The 21,844-nt window shown below is 31.6% G+C and carries 22 protein-coding genes; 21 read left to right on the plus strand and 1 reads right to left on the minus strand.

Annotation, left to right across the window (positions count from 1 at the left end; translation table 11 throughout):
• Nucleotides 1–268: 268 nt before the first annotated feature.
• The 19 genes from lepA to recO all read left to right on the plus strand — a co-directional run bounded on the left by lepA (nucleotide 269) and on the right by recO (nucleotide 18,517).
• Nucleotides 269–2,092 (plus strand): translation elongation factor 4, encoded by a 1,824-nt coding sequence (lepA, locus tag NSQ15_RS05895; protein ID WP_217193933.1) that lies wholly within the window; start codon nucleotides 269–271, stop codon nucleotides 2,090–2,092.
• 164 nt (nucleotides 2,093–2,256) lie between these two features.
• Entirely contained in the window at nucleotides 2,257–3,390 is a 1,134-nt protein-coding gene (hemW, locus tag NSQ15_RS05900; protein ID WP_070453887.1) for a radical SAM family heme chaperone HemW, read from the plus strand.
• Nucleotides 3,391–3,491: 101 nt separating this feature from the next.
• Nucleotides 3,492–4,469 (plus strand): heat-inducible transcriptional repressor HrcA, encoded by a 978-nt coding sequence (gene hrcA, locus NSQ15_RS05905; protein ID WP_017636289.1) that lies wholly within the window; start codon nucleotides 3,492–3,494, stop codon nucleotides 4,467–4,469.
• 30 nt (nucleotides 4,470–4,499) lie between these two features.
• Nucleotides 4,500–5,150, plus strand: a complete 651-nt coding sequence (gene grpE, locus NSQ15_RS05910) for a nucleotide exchange factor GrpE (protein WP_217193932.1) — start codon at nucleotides 4,500–4,502, stop codon at nucleotides 5,148–5,150.
• A 53-nt stretch (nucleotides 5,151–5,203) separates the two neighbouring features.
• On the plus strand, nucleotides 5,204–7,039 hold the full coding sequence (gene dnaK, locus NSQ15_RS05915; RefSeq protein ID WP_017636287.1) for a molecular chaperone DnaK: 1,836 nt from the start codon (nucleotides 5,204–5,206) through the stop codon (nucleotides 7,037–7,039).
• Between the two features lie 141 nt (nucleotides 7,040–7,180).
• The gene (dnaJ, locus tag NSQ15_RS05920) at nucleotides 7,181–8,317 is read left to right on the plus strand and encodes a molecular chaperone DnaJ (protein ID WP_029055731.1); all 1,137 of its coding nucleotides are present in this window, start codon (nucleotides 7,181–7,183) and stop codon (nucleotides 8,315–8,317) included.
• A gap of 5 nt (nucleotides 8,318–8,322) precedes the next feature.
• On the plus strand, nucleotides 8,323–9,261 hold the full coding sequence (prmA, locus tag NSQ15_RS05925; protein WP_340747016.1) for a 50S ribosomal protein L11 methyltransferase: 939 nt from the start codon (nucleotides 8,323–8,325) through the stop codon (nucleotides 9,259–9,261).
• 1 nt (nucleotide 9,262) lies between these two features.
• On the plus strand, nucleotides 9,263–10,015 hold the full coding sequence (locus tag NSQ15_RS05930) for a 16S rRNA (uracil(1498)-N(3))-methyltransferase (RefSeq protein WP_017636284.1): 753 nt from the start codon (nucleotides 9,263–9,265) through the stop codon (nucleotides 10,013–10,015).
• 5 nt (nucleotides 10,016–10,020) lie between these two features.
• Entirely contained in the window at nucleotides 10,021–11,367 is a 1,347-nt protein-coding gene (mtaB, locus tag NSQ15_RS05935; RefSeq protein ID WP_154834957.1) for a tRNA (N(6)-L-threonylcarbamoyladenosine(37)-C(2))-methylthiotransferase MtaB, read from the plus strand.
• A 126-nt stretch (nucleotides 11,368–11,493) separates the two neighbouring features.
• The gene (gene rpsU / locus NSQ15_RS05940; protein ID WP_000048060.1) at nucleotides 11,494–11,670 is read left to right on the plus strand and encodes a 30S ribosomal protein S21; all 177 of its coding nucleotides are present in this window, start codon (nucleotides 11,494–11,496) and stop codon (nucleotides 11,668–11,670) included.
• A gap of 242 nt (nucleotides 11,671–11,912) precedes the next feature.
• Nucleotides 11,913–12,590 carry an NfeD family protein gene (locus NSQ15_RS05945; RefSeq protein ID WP_445684188.1) on the plus strand — a complete coding sequence of 226 codons (678 nt, stop codon included), beginning with the start codon at nucleotides 11,913–11,915 and terminating at the stop codon, nucleotides 12,588–12,590.
• 18 nt (nucleotides 12,591–12,608) lie between these two features.
• Complete coding sequence (floA, locus tag NSQ15_RS05950) at nucleotides 12,609–13,598, plus strand: flotillin-like protein FloA (RefSeq protein ID WP_340747018.1); 990 nt, start codon at nucleotides 12,609–12,611, stop codon at nucleotides 13,596–13,598.
• Between the two features lie 15 nt (nucleotides 13,599–13,613).
• Nucleotides 13,614–14,309 (plus strand): iron transporter, encoded by a 696-nt coding sequence (locus NSQ15_RS05955; protein WP_070453878.1) that lies wholly within the window; start codon nucleotides 13,614–13,616, stop codon nucleotides 14,307–14,309.
• A 343-nt stretch (nucleotides 14,310–14,652) separates the two neighbouring features.
• Nucleotides 14,653–15,600: a PhoH family protein gene (locus tag NSQ15_RS05960; protein WP_017636279.1), complete on the plus strand. Its 948-nt coding sequence runs from the start codon at nucleotides 14,653–14,655 to the stop codon at nucleotides 15,598–15,600.
• On the plus strand, nucleotides 15,601–16,068 hold the full coding sequence (ybeY, locus tag NSQ15_RS05965) for an rRNA maturation RNase YbeY (protein ID WP_017636278.1): 468 nt from the start codon (nucleotides 15,601–15,603) through the stop codon (nucleotides 16,066–16,068). It abuts the gene before it with no gap.
• Between the two features lie 2 nt (nucleotides 16,069–16,070).
• Nucleotides 16,071–16,415 carry a diacylglycerol kinase family protein gene (locus NSQ15_RS05970; RefSeq protein ID WP_017636277.1) on the plus strand — a complete coding sequence of 115 codons (345 nt, stop codon included), beginning with the start codon at nucleotides 16,071–16,073 and terminating at the stop codon, nucleotides 16,413–16,415.
• Between the two features lie 9 nt (nucleotides 16,416–16,424).
• On the plus strand, nucleotides 16,425–16,832 hold the full coding sequence (gene cdd, locus NSQ15_RS05975; protein ID WP_017636276.1) for a cytidine deaminase: 408 nt from the start codon (nucleotides 16,425–16,427) through the stop codon (nucleotides 16,830–16,832).
• Nucleotides 16,829–17,728, plus strand: a complete 900-nt coding sequence (gene era / locus NSQ15_RS05980; protein ID WP_070453876.1) for a GTPase Era — start codon at nucleotides 16,829–16,831, stop codon at nucleotides 17,726–17,728. The genes cdd and era overlap by 4 nt, the downstream gene beginning before the upstream one ends.
• Nucleotides 17,729–17,755: 27 nt before the next feature.
• Nucleotides 17,756–18,517, plus strand: a complete 762-nt coding sequence (recO, locus tag NSQ15_RS05985; protein ID WP_176745296.1) for a DNA repair protein RecO — start codon at nucleotides 17,756–17,758, stop codon at nucleotides 18,515–18,517.
• A 91-nt stretch (nucleotides 18,518–18,608) separates the two neighbouring features.
• Here the strand turns inward: recO and NSQ15_RS05990 are convergent, their stop codons facing one another.
• Complete coding sequence (locus tag NSQ15_RS05990) at nucleotides 18,609–20,000, minus strand: glycine--tRNA ligase (protein ID WP_029055737.1); 1,392 nt, start codon at nucleotides 19,998–20,000, stop codon at nucleotides 18,609–18,611.
• Nucleotides 20,001–20,334: 334 nt separating this feature from the next.
• Between NSQ15_RS05990 and NSQ15_RS05995 the strand changes: the two genes are divergently transcribed.
• Nucleotides 20,335–20,958 carry a helix-turn-helix transcriptional regulator gene (locus tag NSQ15_RS05995; RefSeq protein ID WP_081581202.1) on the plus strand — a complete coding sequence of 208 codons (624 nt, stop codon included), beginning with the start codon at nucleotides 20,335–20,337 and terminating at the stop codon, nucleotides 20,956–20,958.
• Nucleotides 20,959–20,969: 11 nt separating this feature from the next.
• Nucleotides 20,970–21,788, plus strand: a complete 819-nt coding sequence (locus NSQ15_RS06000; RefSeq protein ID WP_017636271.1) for a pyruvate, water dikinase regulatory protein — start codon at nucleotides 20,970–20,972, stop codon at nucleotides 21,786–21,788.
• Nucleotides 21,789–21,844: the final 56 nt, after the last annotated feature.

Raw genomic sequence — 21,844 nt, forward strand, 5'->3', positions numbered from 1 at the left:
ATATTTTATCAAATGTACTATCTTTGTGCAATCATTTATTTAATGGCTACGCTAATAAATGAATATCACATTATAGTATTGGAATTAAGTTCATTACACTTTATAATAAAGTATGCAATATTAAACTTAAACCAATATAAGTATTAGTTTATCAAAGTAAATGGTTTATTTAAACGATTAATTAGATGTTTGCATTTACAATTTAAAAACGTTATCATATCAAAGATGTACAAATACGGGTTATAAATATGAAAGTGAGAAGGATATAATGGATAAGCAAGAACGATACAATAGAAGAGATAAGATTAGAAATTTCTCTATTATAGCTCATATAGACCACGGTAAATCTACCTTAGCTGATAGAATTCTTGAAAATACGAAATCAGTAGAAACTAGAGATATGCAAGATCAATTGTTAGATTCAATGGATTTAGAAAGAGAACGTGGTATCACAATTAAATTAAATGCTGTTAGATTAAAATACGAAGCTAAAGATGGAGAAACATATACATTCCATTTAATCGATACACCTGGACATGTCGATTTTACATATGAAGTTTCAAGATCATTGGCTGCATGTGAAGGTGCTATTTTAGTAGTCGACGCTGCACAAGGTATAGAAGCACAAACACTAGCTAATGTATACCTAGCTTTAGATAATAACTTAGAACTATTACCAGTAGTTAATAAAATTGATCTTCCAGCAGCTGAACCTGAAAGAGTTAAGCAAGAACTTGAAGATGTTATTGGTCTTGACCAAGATGATGTAGTTCTTACAAGTGCAAAATCTAATATTGGTATTGAAGAAATTCTTGAAAAAATTGTAGAAGTTGTCCCACCACCTGAAGGAGACCCAGAAGCTCCATTAAAAGCATTAATTTTTGATTCAGAATATGATCCGTACCGCGGTGTTATTTCATCAATTAGAATTATTGATGGCGTAGTAAAAGCTGGAGATAAGATTAAAATGATGGCAACAGGTAAAGAATTTGAAGTGACTGAAGTAGGTATTAATACTCCAAAACAACTACCTGTGGACGAATTAACTGTCGGTGATGTTGGTTATATCATTGCAAGTATTAAAAATGTTGATGATTCACGTGTCGGTGATACTATTACTTTAGCGAATAGACCTGCTGAGAAACCATTACAAGGTTATAAAAAAATGAATCCAATGGTTTATTGTGGTTTATTCCCAATTGATAATAAAAATTATAATGATTTACGTGAAGCGCTTGAAAAACTACAATTAAACGATGCTTCATTAGAATTTGAACCAGAATCATCACAAGCCTTAGGTTTTGGTTATAGAACTGGATTCTTAGGTATGTTACACATGGAAATCATTCAAGAAAGAATCGAACGTGAATTTGGAATTGAATTGATTGCAACTGCTCCATCAGTAATTTATCAATGTATATTAAAAGATGGATCTGAAGTCACAGTTGATAACCCAGCACAAATGCCTGAACGTGATCGTATAGAAAAAATTTATGAACCATATGTTAGAGCAACAATGATGGTACCTAATGATTATGTGGGTGCAGTCATGGAACTATGTCAACGTAAGCGTGGCCAATTTGTTAATATGGATTACTTAGATGACATTCGAGTTAACATCGTTTATGAAATTCCTTTATCAGAAGTTGTATTTGATTTCTTTGATCAACTTAAATCTAATACTAAAGGTTATGCATCATTTGATTACGAATTTATTGAAAATAAAGAAAGTGATTTAGTTAAAATGGACATCCTACTTAATGGTGAAAAAGTAGATGCGCTTAGCTTTATAGTCCACAAAGAATTTGCATATGAACGTGGTAAATCACTAGTTGAAAAATTAAAAACATTAATCCCTAGACAACAATTCGAAGTACCTGTACAAGCTGCAATTGGTCAAAAAATAGTAGCACGTACAAACATTAAATCTATGGGTAAAAACGTATTATCTAAATGTTATGGTGGGGACATTAGTCGTAAACGTAAACTTTTAGAAAAACAAAAAGCTGGTAAAGCTAAAATGAAAGCTGTTGGTAATGTAGAGATTCCTCAAGATGCATTCTTAGCAGTACTTAAAATGGATGAAGAATAATAATGACGTTATTAAGTGTGACTTTGTATTTAAAAACACTTTTTAATTAAGATTTAAACATTAACATTTGATACGAGGTGGGACCAGAATTGATTTTTAACTTAATTCTATCCCGCCTCTAATTTTTTAATAAAAATAAAGTCATATCTTGTGGAGGAATTAAAGTGACCATACAAAGTGCTTATATTCATATACCGTTTTGTGTCAGAATATGTACTTATTGTGATTTCAATAAATATTTTATTGATAAGCAACCAGTTGATGACTATTTGGATTCATTACTATTAGAAATGGAAAGACGTACTAAACATTCAAATACCAATTTAAAAACGATGTATGTTGGTGGAGGTACGCCAACTGCATTGAATATAGATCAACTTACAAAATTATTATCAGGAATCAATAATCTATTTAATATTGAAGGCGAATACAGCTTTGAGGCAAATCCAGATGAACTTACATTTGAGAAAGTGAAATTACTAAAATCTTATGGTGTAAATCGCATATCAATGGGTGTACAAACGTTCAAACCAGAACTACTAAATATTTTAGGAAGAACACATAAAACCGAAGATATTTATAATGCAGTTAAAAATGCTAGAGATGCTGGTATAGAATCTATTAGTTTAGATTTAATGTATCATTTACCACAACAAACTCTTCAAGATTTTGAAAATAGTTTAGATTTAGCAATGCAAATGGATATTGATCATATATCTAGTTATGGACTCATACTAGAACCCAAAACCCAATTTTATAATATGTATAGGAAAGGTCATCTCAAACTACCTAACGAAGATTTAGGTGCAGAAATGTATCAATTATTAATGCATAAAATTGAAAATTCAAGATTCCATCAATATGAGATTTCAAATTTTGCTATTGAAGGACACGAATCTGAACACAATAAAGTTTATTGGTTAAATGAGGAATATTATGGTTTCGGTGCGGGCGCAAGTGGATATACAAATGGAGTACGTTATACAAATGTTAACCCTGTTAATCATTATATTAAAGCTATTAAAAATGAAGAAGTACCTCTTCTTACTCAAACTGAACCAACTATAAATGAGCAAATGGAAGAAGAGATGTTTTTAGGACTAAGATTAAATCAAGGCGTTAGTATGACTAAATTCAATGAGAAGTTTAATACATCAATTGAAAATGTATTTGGTCAAACTATTAATGATTTAAAAAATAGAAAGTTGATTGAGGAAAAATCAGATTATATTTATCTTACGGAGAGAGGTAAAGTCATTGGTAACGAGGTTTTTGAAGCATTTTTATTAAATATCTAAAATAAATTTAAATTTCTAATGCTTTAACGTTGACTTACTTTGACCAATTTGATAAATTATAATTAGCACTTAAGAGAAAAGAGTGCTAATGAGGTGAAAACATGATAACAGATAGACAATTAAGCATTCTTAATGCAATTGTTGAAGATTATGTTGATTATGGACAACCCATTGGTTCTAAAACTTTAATTGATCGTCACGACTTAAATGTAAGTCCAGCGACAATTCGGAATGAAATGAAACAACTGGAAGATATGGATTTCATTGAAAAGGTTCATACATCTTCAGGAAGGTCACCATCCGAATTAGGTTTTAGATACTATGTAAATCAATTATTAGAACAAACATCTCATCAAAACTCAAACAAAATTCAACGTTTAAATCAGTTAATGATTGAGAATCATTATGATACTTCTTCTGCATTAACGTATTTTGCAAATGAACTATCTATGATGTCTCAATATGCAACGTTGGTTGTTCGTCCCAACCATAATCAAGACATTATTAATAATATTCATTTGATTCGAGCAAATAATCATTTAATAATAATGATTTTAGTATTTTCATCAGGCTATGTTGAAAATGTGCATCTTACATCTGAATTACCTTTAACTAATGATGAATTGAATAAGATATCCAATTTCCTATCAAATCAATATAATAAGTTAATTAAAGGTCAAATTGATGAAATAGAAAGATTCGCACAAACTCAAAATGAAGCACAATTCATTAAAGAATTAGTTAAAATGATGAATTTACACATTTCCAATCAAAGTAATAGCATTTACATGGGTGGAAAGGTTAAACTGATTGATGCATTGAATGAATCTAATGTATCTTCTATTCAACCAATTTTGCAGTATATCGAATCAAATAGAATTATTGAATTATTAGATGATATATCCAATTCTCAAATCAATGTAAAAATTGGTAAAGAAATAGATGAAAATTTAAGTGATATATCAATAGTATCAACACAGTATCACTTTGATGAGAAACTCAAAGGTCAAATTGCGGTTATTGGACCAACTGCGATGCATTATCAAAATGTAATTCAATTACTTAACCGAATTTGGTAACGTAATTAGAATTGTATTGGAGGGCACAAAATGACAGAAAAAGATGAATCAGTGAAACAAAATACTGAAACAGAAACAGACAACCAAACAACAGATACACAATCTGAAGAAACAGCGACTTCAGTTGATAACACTGAATCTAATAATACGCAAGATGTAGAAACGCAAGAAGAATCAAACAATGAAACAGTTTCTTCTGAAGAAACTGATAATGAAAGCATTGATCCAAAAGATCAAGAAATTAATGACTTACAAAAGTTAGCAAATGACAACGAAGAGAAATATTTAAGATTATATGCTGAATTTGAAAACTATAAACGTAGAATTCAGAACGAAAATAAAATCAATAAAATGTATCAATCTCAAGGTGTACTAACAGATATTTTACCAACTATCGACAATATTGAACGTGCACTACAAATTGAAGGTGAAGATGAATCATTTAAATCACTTCAAAAAGGCGTTCAAATGGTTCATGAAAGTCTGTTAAGAGCCTTAAAAGACAATGGTCTTGAAGAAATTGAATCTGAAGGACAAGAATTTGACCCTAATGTACACCAGGCAGTAGTTCAAGATGACATTCCTGAATATGGTTCAGGTATTATCACTCAAGAACTACAAAAAGGGTACAAATTAAAAGATAGAGTATTAAGACCATCAATGGTTAAAGTAAACCAATAATATTGGCGAAAAAACATTGAAAACATAAATATAACAATTGGAGGAATTTTATTATGAGTAAAGTAATCGGTATTGACTTAGGAACAACAAACTCTTGTGTAGCAGTATTAGAAGGTGACGAACCAAAAGTCATTCAAAACCCTGAAGGTGCTCGTACAACACCATCTGTTGTGGCTTTTAAAAATGGTGAAACACAAGTCGGCGAAGTAGCTAAACGACAAGCTATTACTAATCCAAATACTGTACAATCTATCAAACGTCATATGGGTACAGATTACAAAGTAGATATAGAAGGTAAATCATACACACCACAAGAAATTTCAGCAATGGTATTACAAAACTTAAAAAACACTGCTGAAAGCTATTTAGGTGATAAAGTAGATAAAGCTGTTATCACAGTACCTGCATACTTCAATGACGCTGAACGTCAAGCAACTAAAGATGCTGGTAAAATTGCTGGTTTAGAAGTAGAACGTATTATCAATGAACCAACAGCTGCTGCATTAGCTTATGGTTTAGATAAAACTGAACAAGATCAAAAAGTATTAGTATTCGACTTAGGTGGCGGTACTTTCGACGTTTCAATCTTAGAATTAGGTGACGGCGTATTTGAAGTACTTTCAACTGCAGGTGACAACAAATTAGGTGGGGATGACTTTGACCAAGTAATCATTGACCACTTAGTATCAGAATTCAAAAAAGAAAACGGTGTAGATTTATCACAAGACAAAATGGCTTTACAACGTCTTAAAGACGCTGCTGAAAAAGCTAAAAAAGACTTATCTGGTGTATCTCAAACTCAAATCTCATTACCATTCATCTCTGCTGGTGAAAGTGGTCCATTACACTTAGAAATCAACTTAACTCGTTCTAAATTTGAAGAGTTAGCAGATTCATTAATCAAACGTACAATGGAACCAACTCGTCAAGCAATGAAAGATGCTGGATTATCAAACTCAGATATTGATGAAGTCATCTTAGTTGGTGGTTCAACACGTATTCCAGCAGTTCAAGATGCTGTTAAAAAAGAAATCGGTAAAGATCCACATAAAGGTGTAAACCCAGACGAAGTAGTAGCAATGGGTGCAGCAATTCAAGGTGGCGTAATCACTGGTGATGTTAAAGACGTTGTACTATTAGACGTAACACCATTATCATTAGGTATTGAAATCATGGGTGGACGTATGAATACGTTAATCGAACGTAATACTACTATCCCAACTTCAAAATCACAAGTATACTCTACAGCAGCTGATAATCAACCAGCAGTAGATATTCATGTATTACAAGGTGAACGTCCTATGGCTTCAGATAACAAAACATTAGGTCGTTTCCAATTAACAGACATTCCACCAGCTCCACGTGGTGTACCTCAAATTGAAGTAACATTCGATATTGATAAAAATGGTATTGTAAATGTTACTGCAAAAGACCTTGGTACTAATAAAGAACAAAATATTACTATCCAATCAAGCTCTTCATTATCAGACGATGAAATCGATCGTATGGTAAAAGACGCTGAAGAAAATGCTGAAGCTGATAAAAAACGTCGTGAAGAAGTAGACTTAAGAAACGAAGCAGATAGCCTAGTATTCCAAGTTGAAAAAACTATTAACGACTTAGGTGAAAATATCGGTGAAGAAGATAAGAAAAATGCTGAAGACAAAAAAGAAGCATTAAAATCTGCTCTTGAAGGCGAAGATGTTGAAGACATTAAAGCTAAAAAAGAAGAACTTGAAAAAGTTGTTCAAGACTTATCAGCAAAAGTTTACCAACAAGCTCAACAAGCACAACAACAAGCTCAAGGTGAATCTGGTGAACAAAATCAAGATAGCACTGTAGAAGATGCTGAATTTAAAGAAGTTAAAGACGACGAAGATAAAAAATAATATTTAAGTCGAACTAATCAACTTCAATTAAAGCTATTTTAAAAAAGTCAAAGTCAATTGTACATTGGCTTTGGCTTTTTATTTGGATAGTTGTTATGAATTAGTTAAACTTATCTTGTTAGTAAAAAAGGAGAGGTTACTGTGGCCAAAAGAGATTATTATGAAGTCTTAGGGGTAAGTAAAAGTGCTTCTAAAGACGAAATTAAAAAAGCTTACAGAAAATTATCAAAAAAATATCACCCTGATATAAATAAAGAAGAAGGCGCAGATGAAAAATTCAAAGAAATATCTGAAGCCTACGAAGTTTTAAGTGATGATAACAAACGAGCAAATTACGATCAATTTGGACATGATGGTCCACAAGGTGGTTTCGGCAGCCAAGGATTTGGCGGCGGTGACTTTGGTGGATTCAGTGGCGGCGGTTTCGAAGATATATTTAGTTCATTCTTCGGAGGTGCCTCTAGACAAAGAGATCCAAATGCACCACGCAAAGGTGACGACTTGCAATATACTATGACGATCACATTTGATGAAGCAGTTTTCGGTGGTAAGAAAGAGATTTCAATTCGTAAAGATGTAACTTGTCATACATGTGATGGTGAGGGTGCTAAACCTGGTACTAAGAAAAAAACATGTAGCTATTGTAACGGAGCAGGTTCTGTTTCAGTTGAACAAAATACGATCTTAGGAAGAGTTAGAACTGAACAAGTTTGCCCTAAATGTGAAGGTAGTGGACAAGAATTTGAAGAGCCATGTCCAACTTGTCACGGTAAAGGTACTGAAAATAAAACAGTTAAATTAGAAGTTACTATTCCAGAAGGTGTCGATAATGAACAACAAATTCGTTTAGCTGGCGAAGGTTCACCAGGTGTAAACGGAGGACCAAGTGGAGACTTATATGTTGTATTCAGAGTTAAACCTTCTGAAGTGTTTAAACGTGATGGAGACGACATTTACTATGATTTAAATATTAGTTTCCCTCAAGCAGCACTAGGTGACGAAGTGAAAATACCAACTTTAAATAGTAACGTTGTATTAACTATTCCTTCTGGAACTCAAACAGGTAAACAATTCCGCCTTAAAGATAAAGGTATTAAAAATGTTCATGGTTATGGACACGGTGATTTATTTGTAAACATTAAAGTGCTTACACCAACTAAAATGACTGAACGACAAAAAGAAATTATGAAAGAATTTGCTGATATTAATGGTGAAGAACTAAATGAACAGCCTTCAAATTTTAAAGATAAAGCTAGAAGATTCTTCAAAGGAGAATAACAAAAATGAATTGGACGGAACTTTCGATCGTAGTTAATCATGAGGTTGAATTCTTGGTTACTGATATACTTGAGAACTACGGGTCTAACGGAGTAGTAGTAGAAGACTCAAATGATTTAATCAATCCCCCAGAAGATAAGTTCGGTGAAATTTATGAACTTAAACCTGAGGACTATCCAGAAAAAGGAGTACGTTTAAAAGCTTATTTCAATGAAGTGAATTTTAATGAGAATTTACGTACTAGTATTGAAGAAGAAATTCTAGCATTAAAAGATATAGATAAATCTATTTTTAATATAAGTGAAACTACAATTGCAGAAGAAGATTGGGAAAATGAATGGAAAAATTATTTTCATACTTTCCGAGCATCTAATAAATTTACTATCGTTCCTAGTTGGGAAACTTACAATAAAGAATCAGATGAAGAGTTACTTATAGAATTAGATCCAGGTATGGCTTTCGGAACGGGAGACCATCCAACGACGAGTATGTGTTTAAAAGCTATTGAAACATATGTGACTCCACAACACAGTGTCATCGATGTTGGTACAGGTTCTGGAATATTAAGTATAGCTAGTCATTTGATAGGTGTTAAAAGGATAAAGGCATTAGATATTGATCAAATGGCTGTTAATGTAGCCAAAGAAAACTTTGAAAAAAACCATTGTCTAAATGAGATTGAAGCTGTTCCTGGTAATTTATTAAAAGATGAAAATGAAAAATTTGATATTGTCATTGCAAATATTTTAGCTCATATTATTGATGAAATGATTGAAGACGCTTATAATACAGTCAATGAAGAAGGTTACTTTATAACTTCAGGTATAATTGAAGAAAAATATGAAGAAATTGAAGAACATATGAAGCGTGTAGGTTTTAAAATTATTTCAGTTCAACATGACAACGGTTGGGTATGTATCGTTGGTCAGAAAGTGAGTGACTAATTTGCAAAGATATTTTATTAATCAAAACGCTGATGAAAGTCAGCGTTTTTTTATTACAGATAAAGAAGATATGCATCATATTAAAAATGTAATGCGCCATTCTGAAGGACATAAAATAGTAATCACATTTAATGATAAAAATGTTTATACGTGTAAAATAACTAATATATCTGATCAAAATATAGAGTTAGAATTAATCGAAAAGCAAGAAATTAATACTGAGTTACCGCAACATATTACTATTTGCAGTGGTTTGATTAAGGCTGATAAATATGAATGGATGATTCAAAAAGCAACTGAACTAGGTGCCAGTGAATTTTTGGCAGTAGAAATGGACCGATCTATTGTTAAATTAAACAATGCAAAAATCTCTAAAAAACTAGAACGATGGCAAAAAATAATCAAGGAAGCTGCAGAACAAAGCTATAGATTAACAATTCCTCAAATTAATTATCTATCGAATTCAAAGGCAATTTGTGATATCATAATTCAGTATGATTATGTTCTTGTTGCTTATGAAGAACAAGCCAAACATAACGAAAATAGTCATTTCAAACATATGTTAAAACAATTTAAGCCACAAGATCGTGTATTACTTATATTTGGTCCAGAAGGCGGACTTTCTGATGAAGAAGTGTCAATGTTAAAATCAAATTCACAGTTAGTTGGTTTAGGACCAAGAATTTTACGGGCAGAAACAGCGCCACTATATGCATTGAGCGCGTTAAGTTATGAAAAAGAATTAATGGGGTGAACAATATGTCAACAGTTGCGTTTCACACTTTAGGTTGTAAAGTTAACCACTATGAAACTGAAGCAATTTGGCAATTATTTAAAGAAGCAGATTACGAAAGAGTAGATTTTGAAACAAATGCAGATGTATTTGTTATTAATACTTGTACTGTAACGAATACCGGAGATAAAAAAAGTAGACAAATTATAAGAAGAGCAATCAGAAAAAATCCTGATGCTGTAGTATGTGTAACTGGTTGTTATGCACAAACATCTTCTGCTGAAATTATGGAAATTCCAGGTGTAGATGTAGTCGTAGGTACACAAGACCGTCATAAATTACTTGATTACATTGATGAATTCCAAAAAGAACGTCAACCAATTAATGGTGTTGGTAATATTATGAAAAATCGTAAATATGAAGAGTTAGATGTGCCATACTTTACAGATAGAACAAGAGCATCATTAAAAATTCAAGAGGGATGTAATAATTTCTGTACATTCTGTATTATTCCATGGGCTCGTGGATTAATGAGATCTAGAGATCCTGAAAAAGTAGTGGAACAAGCGACTACTTTAGTTAACTCTGGTTATAAAGAAATCGTATTAACTGGTATTCACACAGGCGGATATGGACAAGATTTAAAAAATTATAATTTAGCTCAATTATTAAGAGATTTAGATCAAGTTGATGGTTTAGAGCGTATTCGTATTTCATCAATTGAAGCAAGTCAATTAACTGATGAAGTAATCAGTGTTCTTGAAAGCTCAAATAAGATTGTAAGACATTTACATGTACCTTTACAATCTGGATCAGATACAGTGTTAAAACGTATGAGACGTAAATATACAATGGAACACTTCTCAGAAAGAATTACTAAATTACATCAAGTTTTACCAGATGTAGCTATTACTAGTGACGTTATCGTTGGTTTCCCTGGCGAAACAGAAGAAGAATTCCAAGAAACATACGACTTTATTGTGAAGCATAAATTCTCAGAATTACATGTTTTCCCATATTCATCTCGTATTGGTACTCCAGCTGCAAGAATGGACGACCAAATCGATGAAGAAATCAAAAATGAACGTGTGCATAAATTAATTGAATTAAGTAATCAATTAGCTAAAGAATATGCATCTAAATTTGAAGATGAAGTACTTGAAGTCATTCCTGAGGAAAGTGGAGAAACACCAAACACTTTAGTTGGATATGCTGATAATTACATGAAAGTTGAATTTGAAGGCAATGAAGATTTAATAGGTCAAATTGTGAAAGTTAAAATTCAAAAAGCCAATTATCCTATAAATAAAGGTAAAGCTATTCGTATTGTTGATCATGCTACAAATAAATCTGAACAAGAAGTACTTGTTTAATTATTTTAAAAATATAAATATTAGTAATTGACCGGATATTACAGATATATTATACTAATAAAAGCATAGTTTTACTATGCGATTGAATATAAAGTTCCGTTGATATTTGGAGGGAGGGAAATACAGATGTCTAAAACAGTAGTACGTAAAAATGAATCACTTGAAGATGCTTTACGTCGATTTAAGCGTTCAGTTTCAAAAAGTGGTACTATCCAAGAAGTACGTAAACGTGAATTTTACGAAAAACCTAGTGTTAAACGTAAAAAGAAATCAGAAGCTGCACGTAAACGTAAATTCAAATAATTAATAACACTGTTGACTCCCTCAACAAGAATGTTAATTATAAATATGAAACACCTTAGTTGTAATAACTGAGGTGTTTTTTGTTATCTATAGAAAACTAACTTTTATAAATTGAGTTTAAATTTAATTTAATAAATATTTTTATATATTACTAAATCACTATAATATGTCTGCGTTTTCATGTATAATTATGGTGAGAGTGAGGTGAAATAGTGACATATTCAAATGTAATACATACTTTACTGTTAACTCAATTTTCAACTGAAAATAGTTGGGTTAAAGATATAACTAACGTAATTGTCCATCCGTTGGTATCACTTCTTCTAACATGTATTATTTTTCTAGGGTTTTTATATCAATTATATTCTAAAAAAATAAATATGATTGGTATCTTAGCATCATTATCGTTATTAATTTTGTTTCTAGGTTTTCTTATTAAAGGTGATGTCAACATATTATCTGTAATACTTTTTGCTATTGGCGTTTTATTCGTTATTATCGAATTATTTATTGTTGGTGCAGTCATAGGTATTATTGGCATAATACTCATATCAATTAGTATTGTGATGTTAGGCAATAACCTGCTACTTATGTTAGGTAATGTGATTGTAGCTCTAATATTATCAATAATTGAATGGGTGGTATTAGTGAAAATATTTAAGAAAAATATTCCATTTTTAGATAAAGTTATTTTGAAAGATTCAACTAATGCTGAATCAGGGTTCACTTCTCACGATGATCGCCCTCATTTAGTCGGTAAAACGGCTCAAACCGTCACGGACCTTAGACCTGCTGGTATCATTAAGTTAGATGATGAACGTATTGATGCAGTTTCTGATGGCACATTCATATTAAGAAACAGACAAGTAAAGATACTTGAAGTTGAAGGCACACGTGTCGTAGTAAGAGAAATAGAATAGTTATAAAGGAGAGTTAAAATGATTAGTATTGGATTTATAATAATTGCAGTCATTATTGTTGTAGCTTTATTAATACTATTTTCATTTGTACCTGTAGGCCTATGGATTTCAGCTTTAGCAGCTGGTGTTCATGTTGGTATCGGTACTTTAGTAGGTATGCGTTTAAGAAGAGTATCACCAAGAAAAGTAATTGGTCCTTTAATTAAAGCACATAAAGCTGGTTTAAATTTAAAAACAAATCAACTTGAATCTCATTATTTAGCAGGCGGTAATGTAGATAGAGTCGTTGATGCAAACATTGCTGCTCAACGTGCAGACATAGATTTACCATTTGAACGTGGTGCAGCGATTGACTTAGCAGGTAGAGATGTTTTAGAAGCAGTTCAAATGTCTGTAAATCCTAAAGTAATTGAAACACCTTTTATCGCTGGTGTAGCTATGAATGGTATTGAAGTTAAAGCTAAAGCACGTATCACTGTACGCGCGAATATTGCCCGTTTAGTCGGTGGTGCTGGTGAAGAAACAATTATAGCACGTGTAGGTGAAGGTATTGTTTCTACTATTGGTTCAAGTCAACACCACACTGAGGTTCTTGAAAATCCGGATAATATTTCAAAAACAGTGCTAAGTAAAGGTTTAGATTCAGGAACTGCATTTGAAATTTTATCAATTGATATTGCCGATGTAGATATTAGTAAAAACATTGGTGCCGATCTACAAACTGAGCAAGCACTTGCAGATAAAAATATTGCACAAGCTAAAGCTGAAGAACGTCGTGCAATGGCAGTAGCATCAGAACAAGAAATGAAAGCAAGAGTTCAAGAAATGCGTGCTAAAGTTGTAGAAGCAGAATCAGAAGTTCCATTAGCAATGGCTGAGGCTTTACGTTCTGGAAACATTGGTGTAAAAGATTATTATAATCTAAAAAATATTGAAGCTGACACAGGCATGAGAATTGCCATTAATAAACGTACTGATCAAAATGATGACGAATCACCAGAACAATAATTGTGGGGTGATTAAATGAATATTGGGATAATTATTTTTGTCATATCGATCATAGCAACAATAATTAGTACCCTACGTGATAAGAGTCATGAGGAAAGACAAAATCAAAAACCACCGTCCACACCTAAAGAAAACCAACAACCAAAAAAAGGTGGTTTTTTCGAAGAATTTGAAAAGACATTTAAAGAACTTAGTGATGAAATTAATGGAGAAACATCAAGTGATAAAAAAAGAACATTTGATGATAATCTCCCTCCATTGAATCAAGAAATAGAGAACAGTAAACCTACATCTGAAGAATTACATCGTAGACCTACTGACTATGATGATTCCATTCCTAAACCAGATCCAACACCTTATCATAATGAAAAAGAAGTACGTGAACCTGTAAAACAATCAACATCTAGAGATGAAAGCGCTGAAAATTTACGTAAAGAACTTGAATCAAATTTACATCAAGATTTAAAGAATGTAAGAAGTGAGATAGATAGGGAAAAAGAAAAACAGCTCGCTTTAATTGAGAAAAAGGCGCAAGATATTATTAATGATAAATATCTTTCAGAACGTACGAAAAGAGTCAGATTAAAACAATTACTCAATTCACAAAATGTAGAACGTAATATGAGTAAGTCAGCTTTTCAATTTGATAATGATGAAATAGTGAATGGTATTATTTGGAATGAAATTTTAAATAAACCTAAACAACTTTAATTTGTAATAGCTCGGGGCAGAAATGTCTCGAGCTTTTTTCAACATTAAATACTACTTTTAAATATTGTTTTTAGAAGTATCTTTTTTATTACTTATATTAATAAAATTTGAGTAGATATTTAGAATTTAGTAAAATTTAGTTGTATTACCACTTCTTGTTTTAAAAGGTTAAGTCTATGATAGCTCACTTCGTTATTGAAAAAGCTAGTTTTATAGTAAATTGTTATTTAAATTGAAACGAATCTTAATTAATATATGTTCAAGAATGGTATAATATAAGTATGTTAGCCCTTAAAATGGGTGTATTGAATTATAAAACTGTAATTTGAAAAGGAGCGCGTTTATGCCTGGAATAATTCAAATCGACGACATTAATCAATCCCAAGCTTTAATTGGAAATAATGATGAACATTTAAAAGCTATTGAAGATAGTTTTGATGTCGTAATTCATGCTCGTGGACAAGAAATCGCTGTTAAAGGTGAAAAAATTGAGCATGTAGAAAAAGCCGAATTAGTTCTAACCAATTTATTAAAAGTGATTGAATTGGGAAATAATATTACGCTTAAAGATGTTGAAGCTGCTATTAAGATGGCAGAAAATGGAACCATTCAACAACTTTTAGATTTATATGAAGAAGAAATAACAAAAGATGCGTTCGGCAAAACTATCCGCGCTAAAACAATGGGACAACGTATGTATGTCAATGCTATGAATAGAAATGACTTAGTATTTGGTATTGGACCTGCTGGTACAGGTAAAACATTTTTAGCTGTTGTATATGCTGCTAAACAATTGCGTAAAGGGAATGTTAAACGTATTGTGTTAACACGTCCAGCTGTTGAAGCAGGTGAATCACTAGGTTTCTTACCAGGTGATTTAAAAGAAAAAGTTGATCCATATTTAAGACCACTTTATGATGGATTGAATACTGTATTAGGTAGAGAACAAACAGCTCGATTCATTGAAAGAGGTATTATTGAAATCGCGCCTTTAGCATATATGCGTGGTCGAACATTAGATGATGCATTCGTAATATTAGACGAAGCACAGAATACAACACATGCACAAATGAAAATGTTCTTAACGCGCTTAGGTTTTGGTTCAAAAATGGTAGTAACTGGTGACCAAACACAAATAGATTTACCAAAAGGTGTTAATAGTGGTTTGAAAGAAGCAGTAAAAAAACTACATGGCGTTAAAGGAATTAGTATCATGAAACTAGAGCAAGACGATGTAGTAAGACATCCACTTGTAAGTAAAATCATAGATAGATACGAAGGAGAGGACTAAATGTTTACAATAGATTTTAGTGATCACACAGAATTAGTAAATGATGATTGGTATGAACAAATAGAAAATTTATTGAACTTCGCTAAACAAGAAGAGCAAATTAATGAAAACGCTGAATTATCCATAACCTTCGTTGATAAAACTGAAATTCAAGAAATTAATAAAATGTACAGAGATAAAGATAAAGTGACAGATGTAATATCATTTGCTTTAGAAGAAGATGAGCCAGAAATTGATACAAGCGAATTTGATATTCCAAGAGTATTGGGAGACATTATAATATGTACGGATGTTGCACAAGAACAAGCAGAGTCTTATGGTCACTCTTTTGAACGTGAATTAGGGTTTTTAGCGTTACATGGTTTTCTTCACTTATTAGGATATGATCATATGAATGAAGAAGATGAAAAAGAAATGTTTGGTCGTCAAGATGCTATATTAAATGCTTATGGATTGACGAGAGATTAATCGTGAAAAGATTTAGCTATGCACTCAATGGCTTGAAAACACTATTAATTAAAGACCAAAAGTTTTCTCTTCACATTTATGCTAGTATTATTGCAATTGTTTTTGGCTTCATTTTTCATATCAATCGCTTAGAGTGGTTATTTATTCTATTAGCAATAAGTTTAGTCCTAGCTTTTGAAGCGATTAATACTGCAGTAGAATACGTCGTAGACCTTGTTACATCTGAATATCATGATTATGCCAAATATGCAAAAGACATTGCCGCATTTAGTGTAATGATTGTGTCAATTTTAGCTTTATTAATTGGTTTAATTGTTTTTATTCCATATTTTATTAACTTATTATAGGAGGGCAACATGAGCTATCAATCTCATTATTTTAAAGAAGTCAGAGAAGCACAACAAAGATCTTATTCACCATATAGTCATTTTAAAGTAGGCGCCTATTTAAAAGCTAAGGATGGACGTACATTTTACGGAACGAATGTTGAAAATGCAGCATATTCAATGTCAATTTGTGCTGAAAGAGCTAGTTTAGTTTCTGCGATATCTGCTGGTTATCAGCCCGGTGATTTTGAATCAATTACTGTCACTGTAGACGCTGATCAACCATCTTCACCTTGTGGGGAATGTCGTCAAGTATTGAAAGAATTATGCGACGATGATATGCCAGTATATATGACTAATCACAAAGGTGATATGATTGAATCATCAGTTAAAGAATTATTACCATACGGATTTTCTGGAAAGGATTTAAATAAATGACAGAACATAAATCAGGATTTGTTTCAATTATAGGAAGACCTAATGTAGGTAAATCTACATTTGTAAATAGAGTTATTGGTCATAAAATTGCAATTATGTCTGACAAAGCTCAAACTACACGTAATAAAATTCAGGGTGTAATGACTAGAGATGATGCTCAAATTATTTTTATTGATACACCTGGGATTCATAAACCTAAACATAAATTAGGCGATTATATGATGAAAGTGGCAACAAATACGCTTTCTGAAATAGACGCAATTATGTTTATGGTCAACGTTAATGAAGATATCGGTCGTGGCGATGAATATATCATGAATATGCTAAAAGATTTAAAGACACCTGTATTTTTAGTATTAAACAAAATTGATTTAGTTCATCCAGATGAGCTAATGCCACAAATTGAAAAGTATCAAAAATATATGGACTTTACTGAAATTATTCCAATTTCTGCGTTAGAAGGTTTAAATGTTGATCATTTTATTGATGTTTTAAAATCTTATTTACCAGAGGGACCAAAATATTATCCTGATGATCAAATTTCCGATCACCCAGAACAATTTGTAGTAGGTGAAATCATTCGTGAGAAAATTTTACATTTAACTAGCGAAGAAATTCCTCATGCTATTGGTGTAAATGTTGACCGTATGATTAAAGAAGATGAAGATCGCGTACGTATTGAAGCTACAATCTATGTAGAACGTGATTCTCAAAAAGGTATTGTTATCGGTAAAGGTGGCAAAAAACTTAAAGAAGTAGGTAAACGTGCAAGACACGATATAGAAATGCTTTTAGGTTCTAAAGTTTATTTAGAATTATGGGTTAAGGTTCAGAAAGATTGGAGAAATAAAGTTAATTTTATTCGCCAAATTGGATATATAGAAGATCAAGATTAACTCAAAAGATGGTGAGTTAGTATGTTAATGAAACAAAAAGGGATTATTTTAAAATCTGTAGAATACGGCGAATCAGATAAAATCATTACGATTTTAAACGAACATGGCGCTAAAGTACCGCTGATGGCTAGAAGAGCTAAAAAAGTTAAAACAGGTTTACAAGCACATACACAAATGTTTGTGTATGGCTTATTTATTTATAATAAGTGGCGAGGTATGGGGACACTTAATTCTGTAGATGTCATTGATCAACATTATGAATTACAACTTGATTTGTATGAAAGTAGCTTTGCGACATTGTGTGCTGAAACAATTGACCGTTCAATGGAAGAAGAAGAAATATCAAAATTTAATTTTGACTTATTACAGTTTGTTTTAAATAAAATTTCTTCAGGACAATCTGCACAATTAATGTCTATCATAGTCTTACTCAAATGTATGAATAAATATGGTTTTTCTGCCTCGTTTAATATATGTGCTGTTAGCGGCAATACAGACCAATCTCAATTAATAGGGTATAGTTTTAAATTTGATGGTGCCATTTCAAAAAGTGAAGCATATCAAGACCCTCATGCATTACAATTATCAAATAGAACATTGTATCTATTAGATATATTATTAAAATTACCAATTGATAAGATGAATGAACTAAAAATACATCAAGACATTTTAGATGAAATGTCAGAATTAATGATAATGCTTTATAGAGAATATGCAGGCATGTTTTTTAAAAGTCAAAAGTTAATCAATCAATTGAAAAGATTAGAATTAAATGATTTAGATAAATAATTAGTTTAAAATCTAGATAAAAGACCGCAATCACAAAGCTCTTGTGATTGCGGTCTTTAGTATTAATCAATGAGAAATTATCTCAACATAATTAAAATTTAATTTTTTCTGCTAAGAATGTCTCTAGTTCTGAAATAGGCATACGAACTTGTTCCATAGAATCTCTGTCACGTACTGTAACTTGATTATCTTCTAATGAATCAAAGTCAAATGTAATACAATATGGTGTACCAATCTCATCTTGACGACGGTAACGTTTACCAATAGATTGTGATTCATCAAAATCTATTGAGAATGTTTGACTTAATTGTTCAAAGATTTTAATTGCTTCACTTGATAATTTTTTACTCAATGGTAAGATTGCAGCTTTATAAGGTGCTAAAGCAGGGTGGAATTTTAAGACTGTACGTTCATCTTTACTTCCTTCTACTCCTTCTTGAGCGTAAGCATCACATAAGAATGCTAATGTTACACGATCAGCACCTAAAGAAGGTTCAATACAATATGGGATATATTTTTCATTTGTTTCTGGATCATGATATTTGAAATCTTCACCTGAATGTTCACTATGCTTTTTCAAGTCAAAGTCAGTACGACTTGCGATACCCCATAGTTCTCCCCAACCAAATGGGAATTTGTATTCGATATCAGTTGTAGCATTTGAATAGTGAGATAATTCATCAGCATCATGATCACGTAATTTTATATTGTCTTCATTAATATTTAGATCTTTTAACCATTGACTAGCAAATGTTTTCCAATAATTTTGCCATTCAATTTCTTCACCAGGTTTACAGAAGAATTCAAGTTCCATTTGTTCAAATTCACGTGTTCTGAAAATGAAGTTACCTGGAGTAATTTCATTACGGAAAGATTTACCAATTTGTCCAATACCAAATGGTAATTTTTTACGCATAGAACGTTGAACGTTTTTATAATTTACGAAAATACCTTGTGCTGTTTCTGGGCGTAAGAATAATTCGTTAGTTGAATCTTCAGTTACACCTTGGAATGTTTTAAACATTAAATTGAATTGACGGATATCAGTCCAATTAGCAGTACCACTTACTGGACACACAATACCTTCATCATCAATGATTTTTTTCATTTCATCAAAGCTTAAGCCATCAGCAATAAAGTTTTCATCGCCTTTTTCTTGTTGCATGTAATCTTCAATTAGTTTGTCTGCACGATAACGAATTTTACTATCTTTGTTATCAATCATAGGGTCATTAAAGTTACCTAAATGTCCTGATGCTTCCCATGTTTTAGGGTTCATTAAAATAGCTGCATCTAAACCAACATTATATGGTGATTGTGTAATGAATTTTTGCCACCATGCTTTTTTAACATTATTTTTTAATTCAACACCTAGTGGACCGTAATCCCAAGTATTAGATAAGCCACCATAGATGTCACTACCAGGGAATACGAATCCTCTGTGCTTTGCAAGTTGTACGATTTGTTCCATATCATTTGCCATTAATAATTCTCTCCTTACACATAAAAACGCCCCAAGACAATAAAACACAATTAAATATGCTTAATCATCTTGGGACGAGTTAATTTTTATTTAGTATAATTCATATACATTAAAATATCATTTAACCCGCGGTTCCACCCAAATTAGTGTAGCCACTCGCTTTAAAATAAATTTAATTTTATGCCAATATTTATATGCTAAGCTTACACCATCCTTAGCTCGCTTTATAATTATTCTAATTGATTAAATATTTAATAGCAAGCGTTTATATGTATTTGTGGCAAATAAAAATAACGGTTATAATATATAATGTATATAAGAGGGGTGAAGACCTATAGAACTGAATCAAAGACAAGAACAAATAGTTGAAATCGTCAAGCAACATGGACCAATAACAGGTGAGCATATCGCCGATCAATTAAATTTAACACGCGCAACATTAAGACCAGATTTAGCTATTCTTACGATGTCAGGATTTTTAGAAGCAAGACCTAGAGTAGGTTATTATTATTCAGGCAAATCTAAAAATAAAATCATCCATGAACAACTACGCCAGTATGTTGTAAAGGATTATATGTCACAACCGGTAGTGGTAAAAGAAGATATGTCGGTTTACGATGCCATTTGTACTATATTTTTAGAAGATGCTGGTACTTTGTTTATCACAAATAAGGATAATGATTTTATTGGAGTTTGTTCACGAAAAGATTTATTGAGAGCTTCAATGATTGGAAATGATATTCATACAATGCCGATTAGCGTTAATATGACTCGTATGCCTAATCTTACTTATTTAGAAGAAAGTGAACTAATTATCTATGCTGCTAATCAAATGATAGATAAAGAAATAGATGCTATTCCCATTGTAAGATTAAAAGATAATCAAAAATATGAAGTCGTTGGAAGAGTATCTAAAACGACAATTACAAAATTATTTGTATCATTATTTAAAGAATAGGTGGTTAATAGATGGATAATATAAACATAATTGTTGCTTCAGATTCAATTGGAGAAACTGCAGAGTTAGTTGCTCGTGCAGGTGTTTCACAATTTAATCCTAAGCAATGTAAACATGAATTTTTACGTTACCCATACATAGAATCATTTGAAAACGTAGATGAAGTGGTTCAAGTAGCCGAAGATACAGATGCTATCATCGTATATACTTTGGTTAAACCAGAAATCAAAAAATATATGGTAGCTAAAGTAAAAGAACATAATTTAAAATCAGTTGATATTATGGGACCTTTAATGGATTTATTATCTGGTTCAATTGAAGAAACACCTTACTATGAACCAGGTATTGTCCATAGATTAGACGATGCCTATTTTAAAAAGATTGATGCAATTGAGTTTGCTGTTAAATATGATGACGGGAAAGATCCTAAAGGTTTACCAAAAGCAGATATCGTCCTTTTAGGTATCTCTCGAACATCAAAGACACCACTATCACAATATTTAGCTCATAAAAGTTATAAAGTCATGAACATACCAATTGTGCCAGAAGTTACACCTCCTGATGCACTATTTAATATTGATTCATCAAAATGTATTGCTTTAAAAATTAGTGAAGAAAAATTAAATAGAATACGAAAAGAAAGATTAAAACAACTTGGTCTTGGTGACACAGCAAGATATGCTACTGAAGCACGAATAAAAGAAGAATTAAATTATTTTGAAGAACTAGTGGAGAAAGTTGGTTGTCCAGTTATAGATGTAACAGATAAAGCAATTGAAGAGACAGCTAATGACATCATCTATTATATTGAAAATAATAAAACAAAATAATTTCATTTAATGCATAAAAAAGGTATAATATTAAGACTAATATTTAATAGGTGATT

This window comes from Staphylococcus sp. FSL W8-0774, assembly GCF_038006785.1.
Classification (GTDB): Bacteria; Bacillota; Bacilli; order Staphylococcales; family Staphylococcaceae; genus Staphylococcus; species Staphylococcus pasteuri.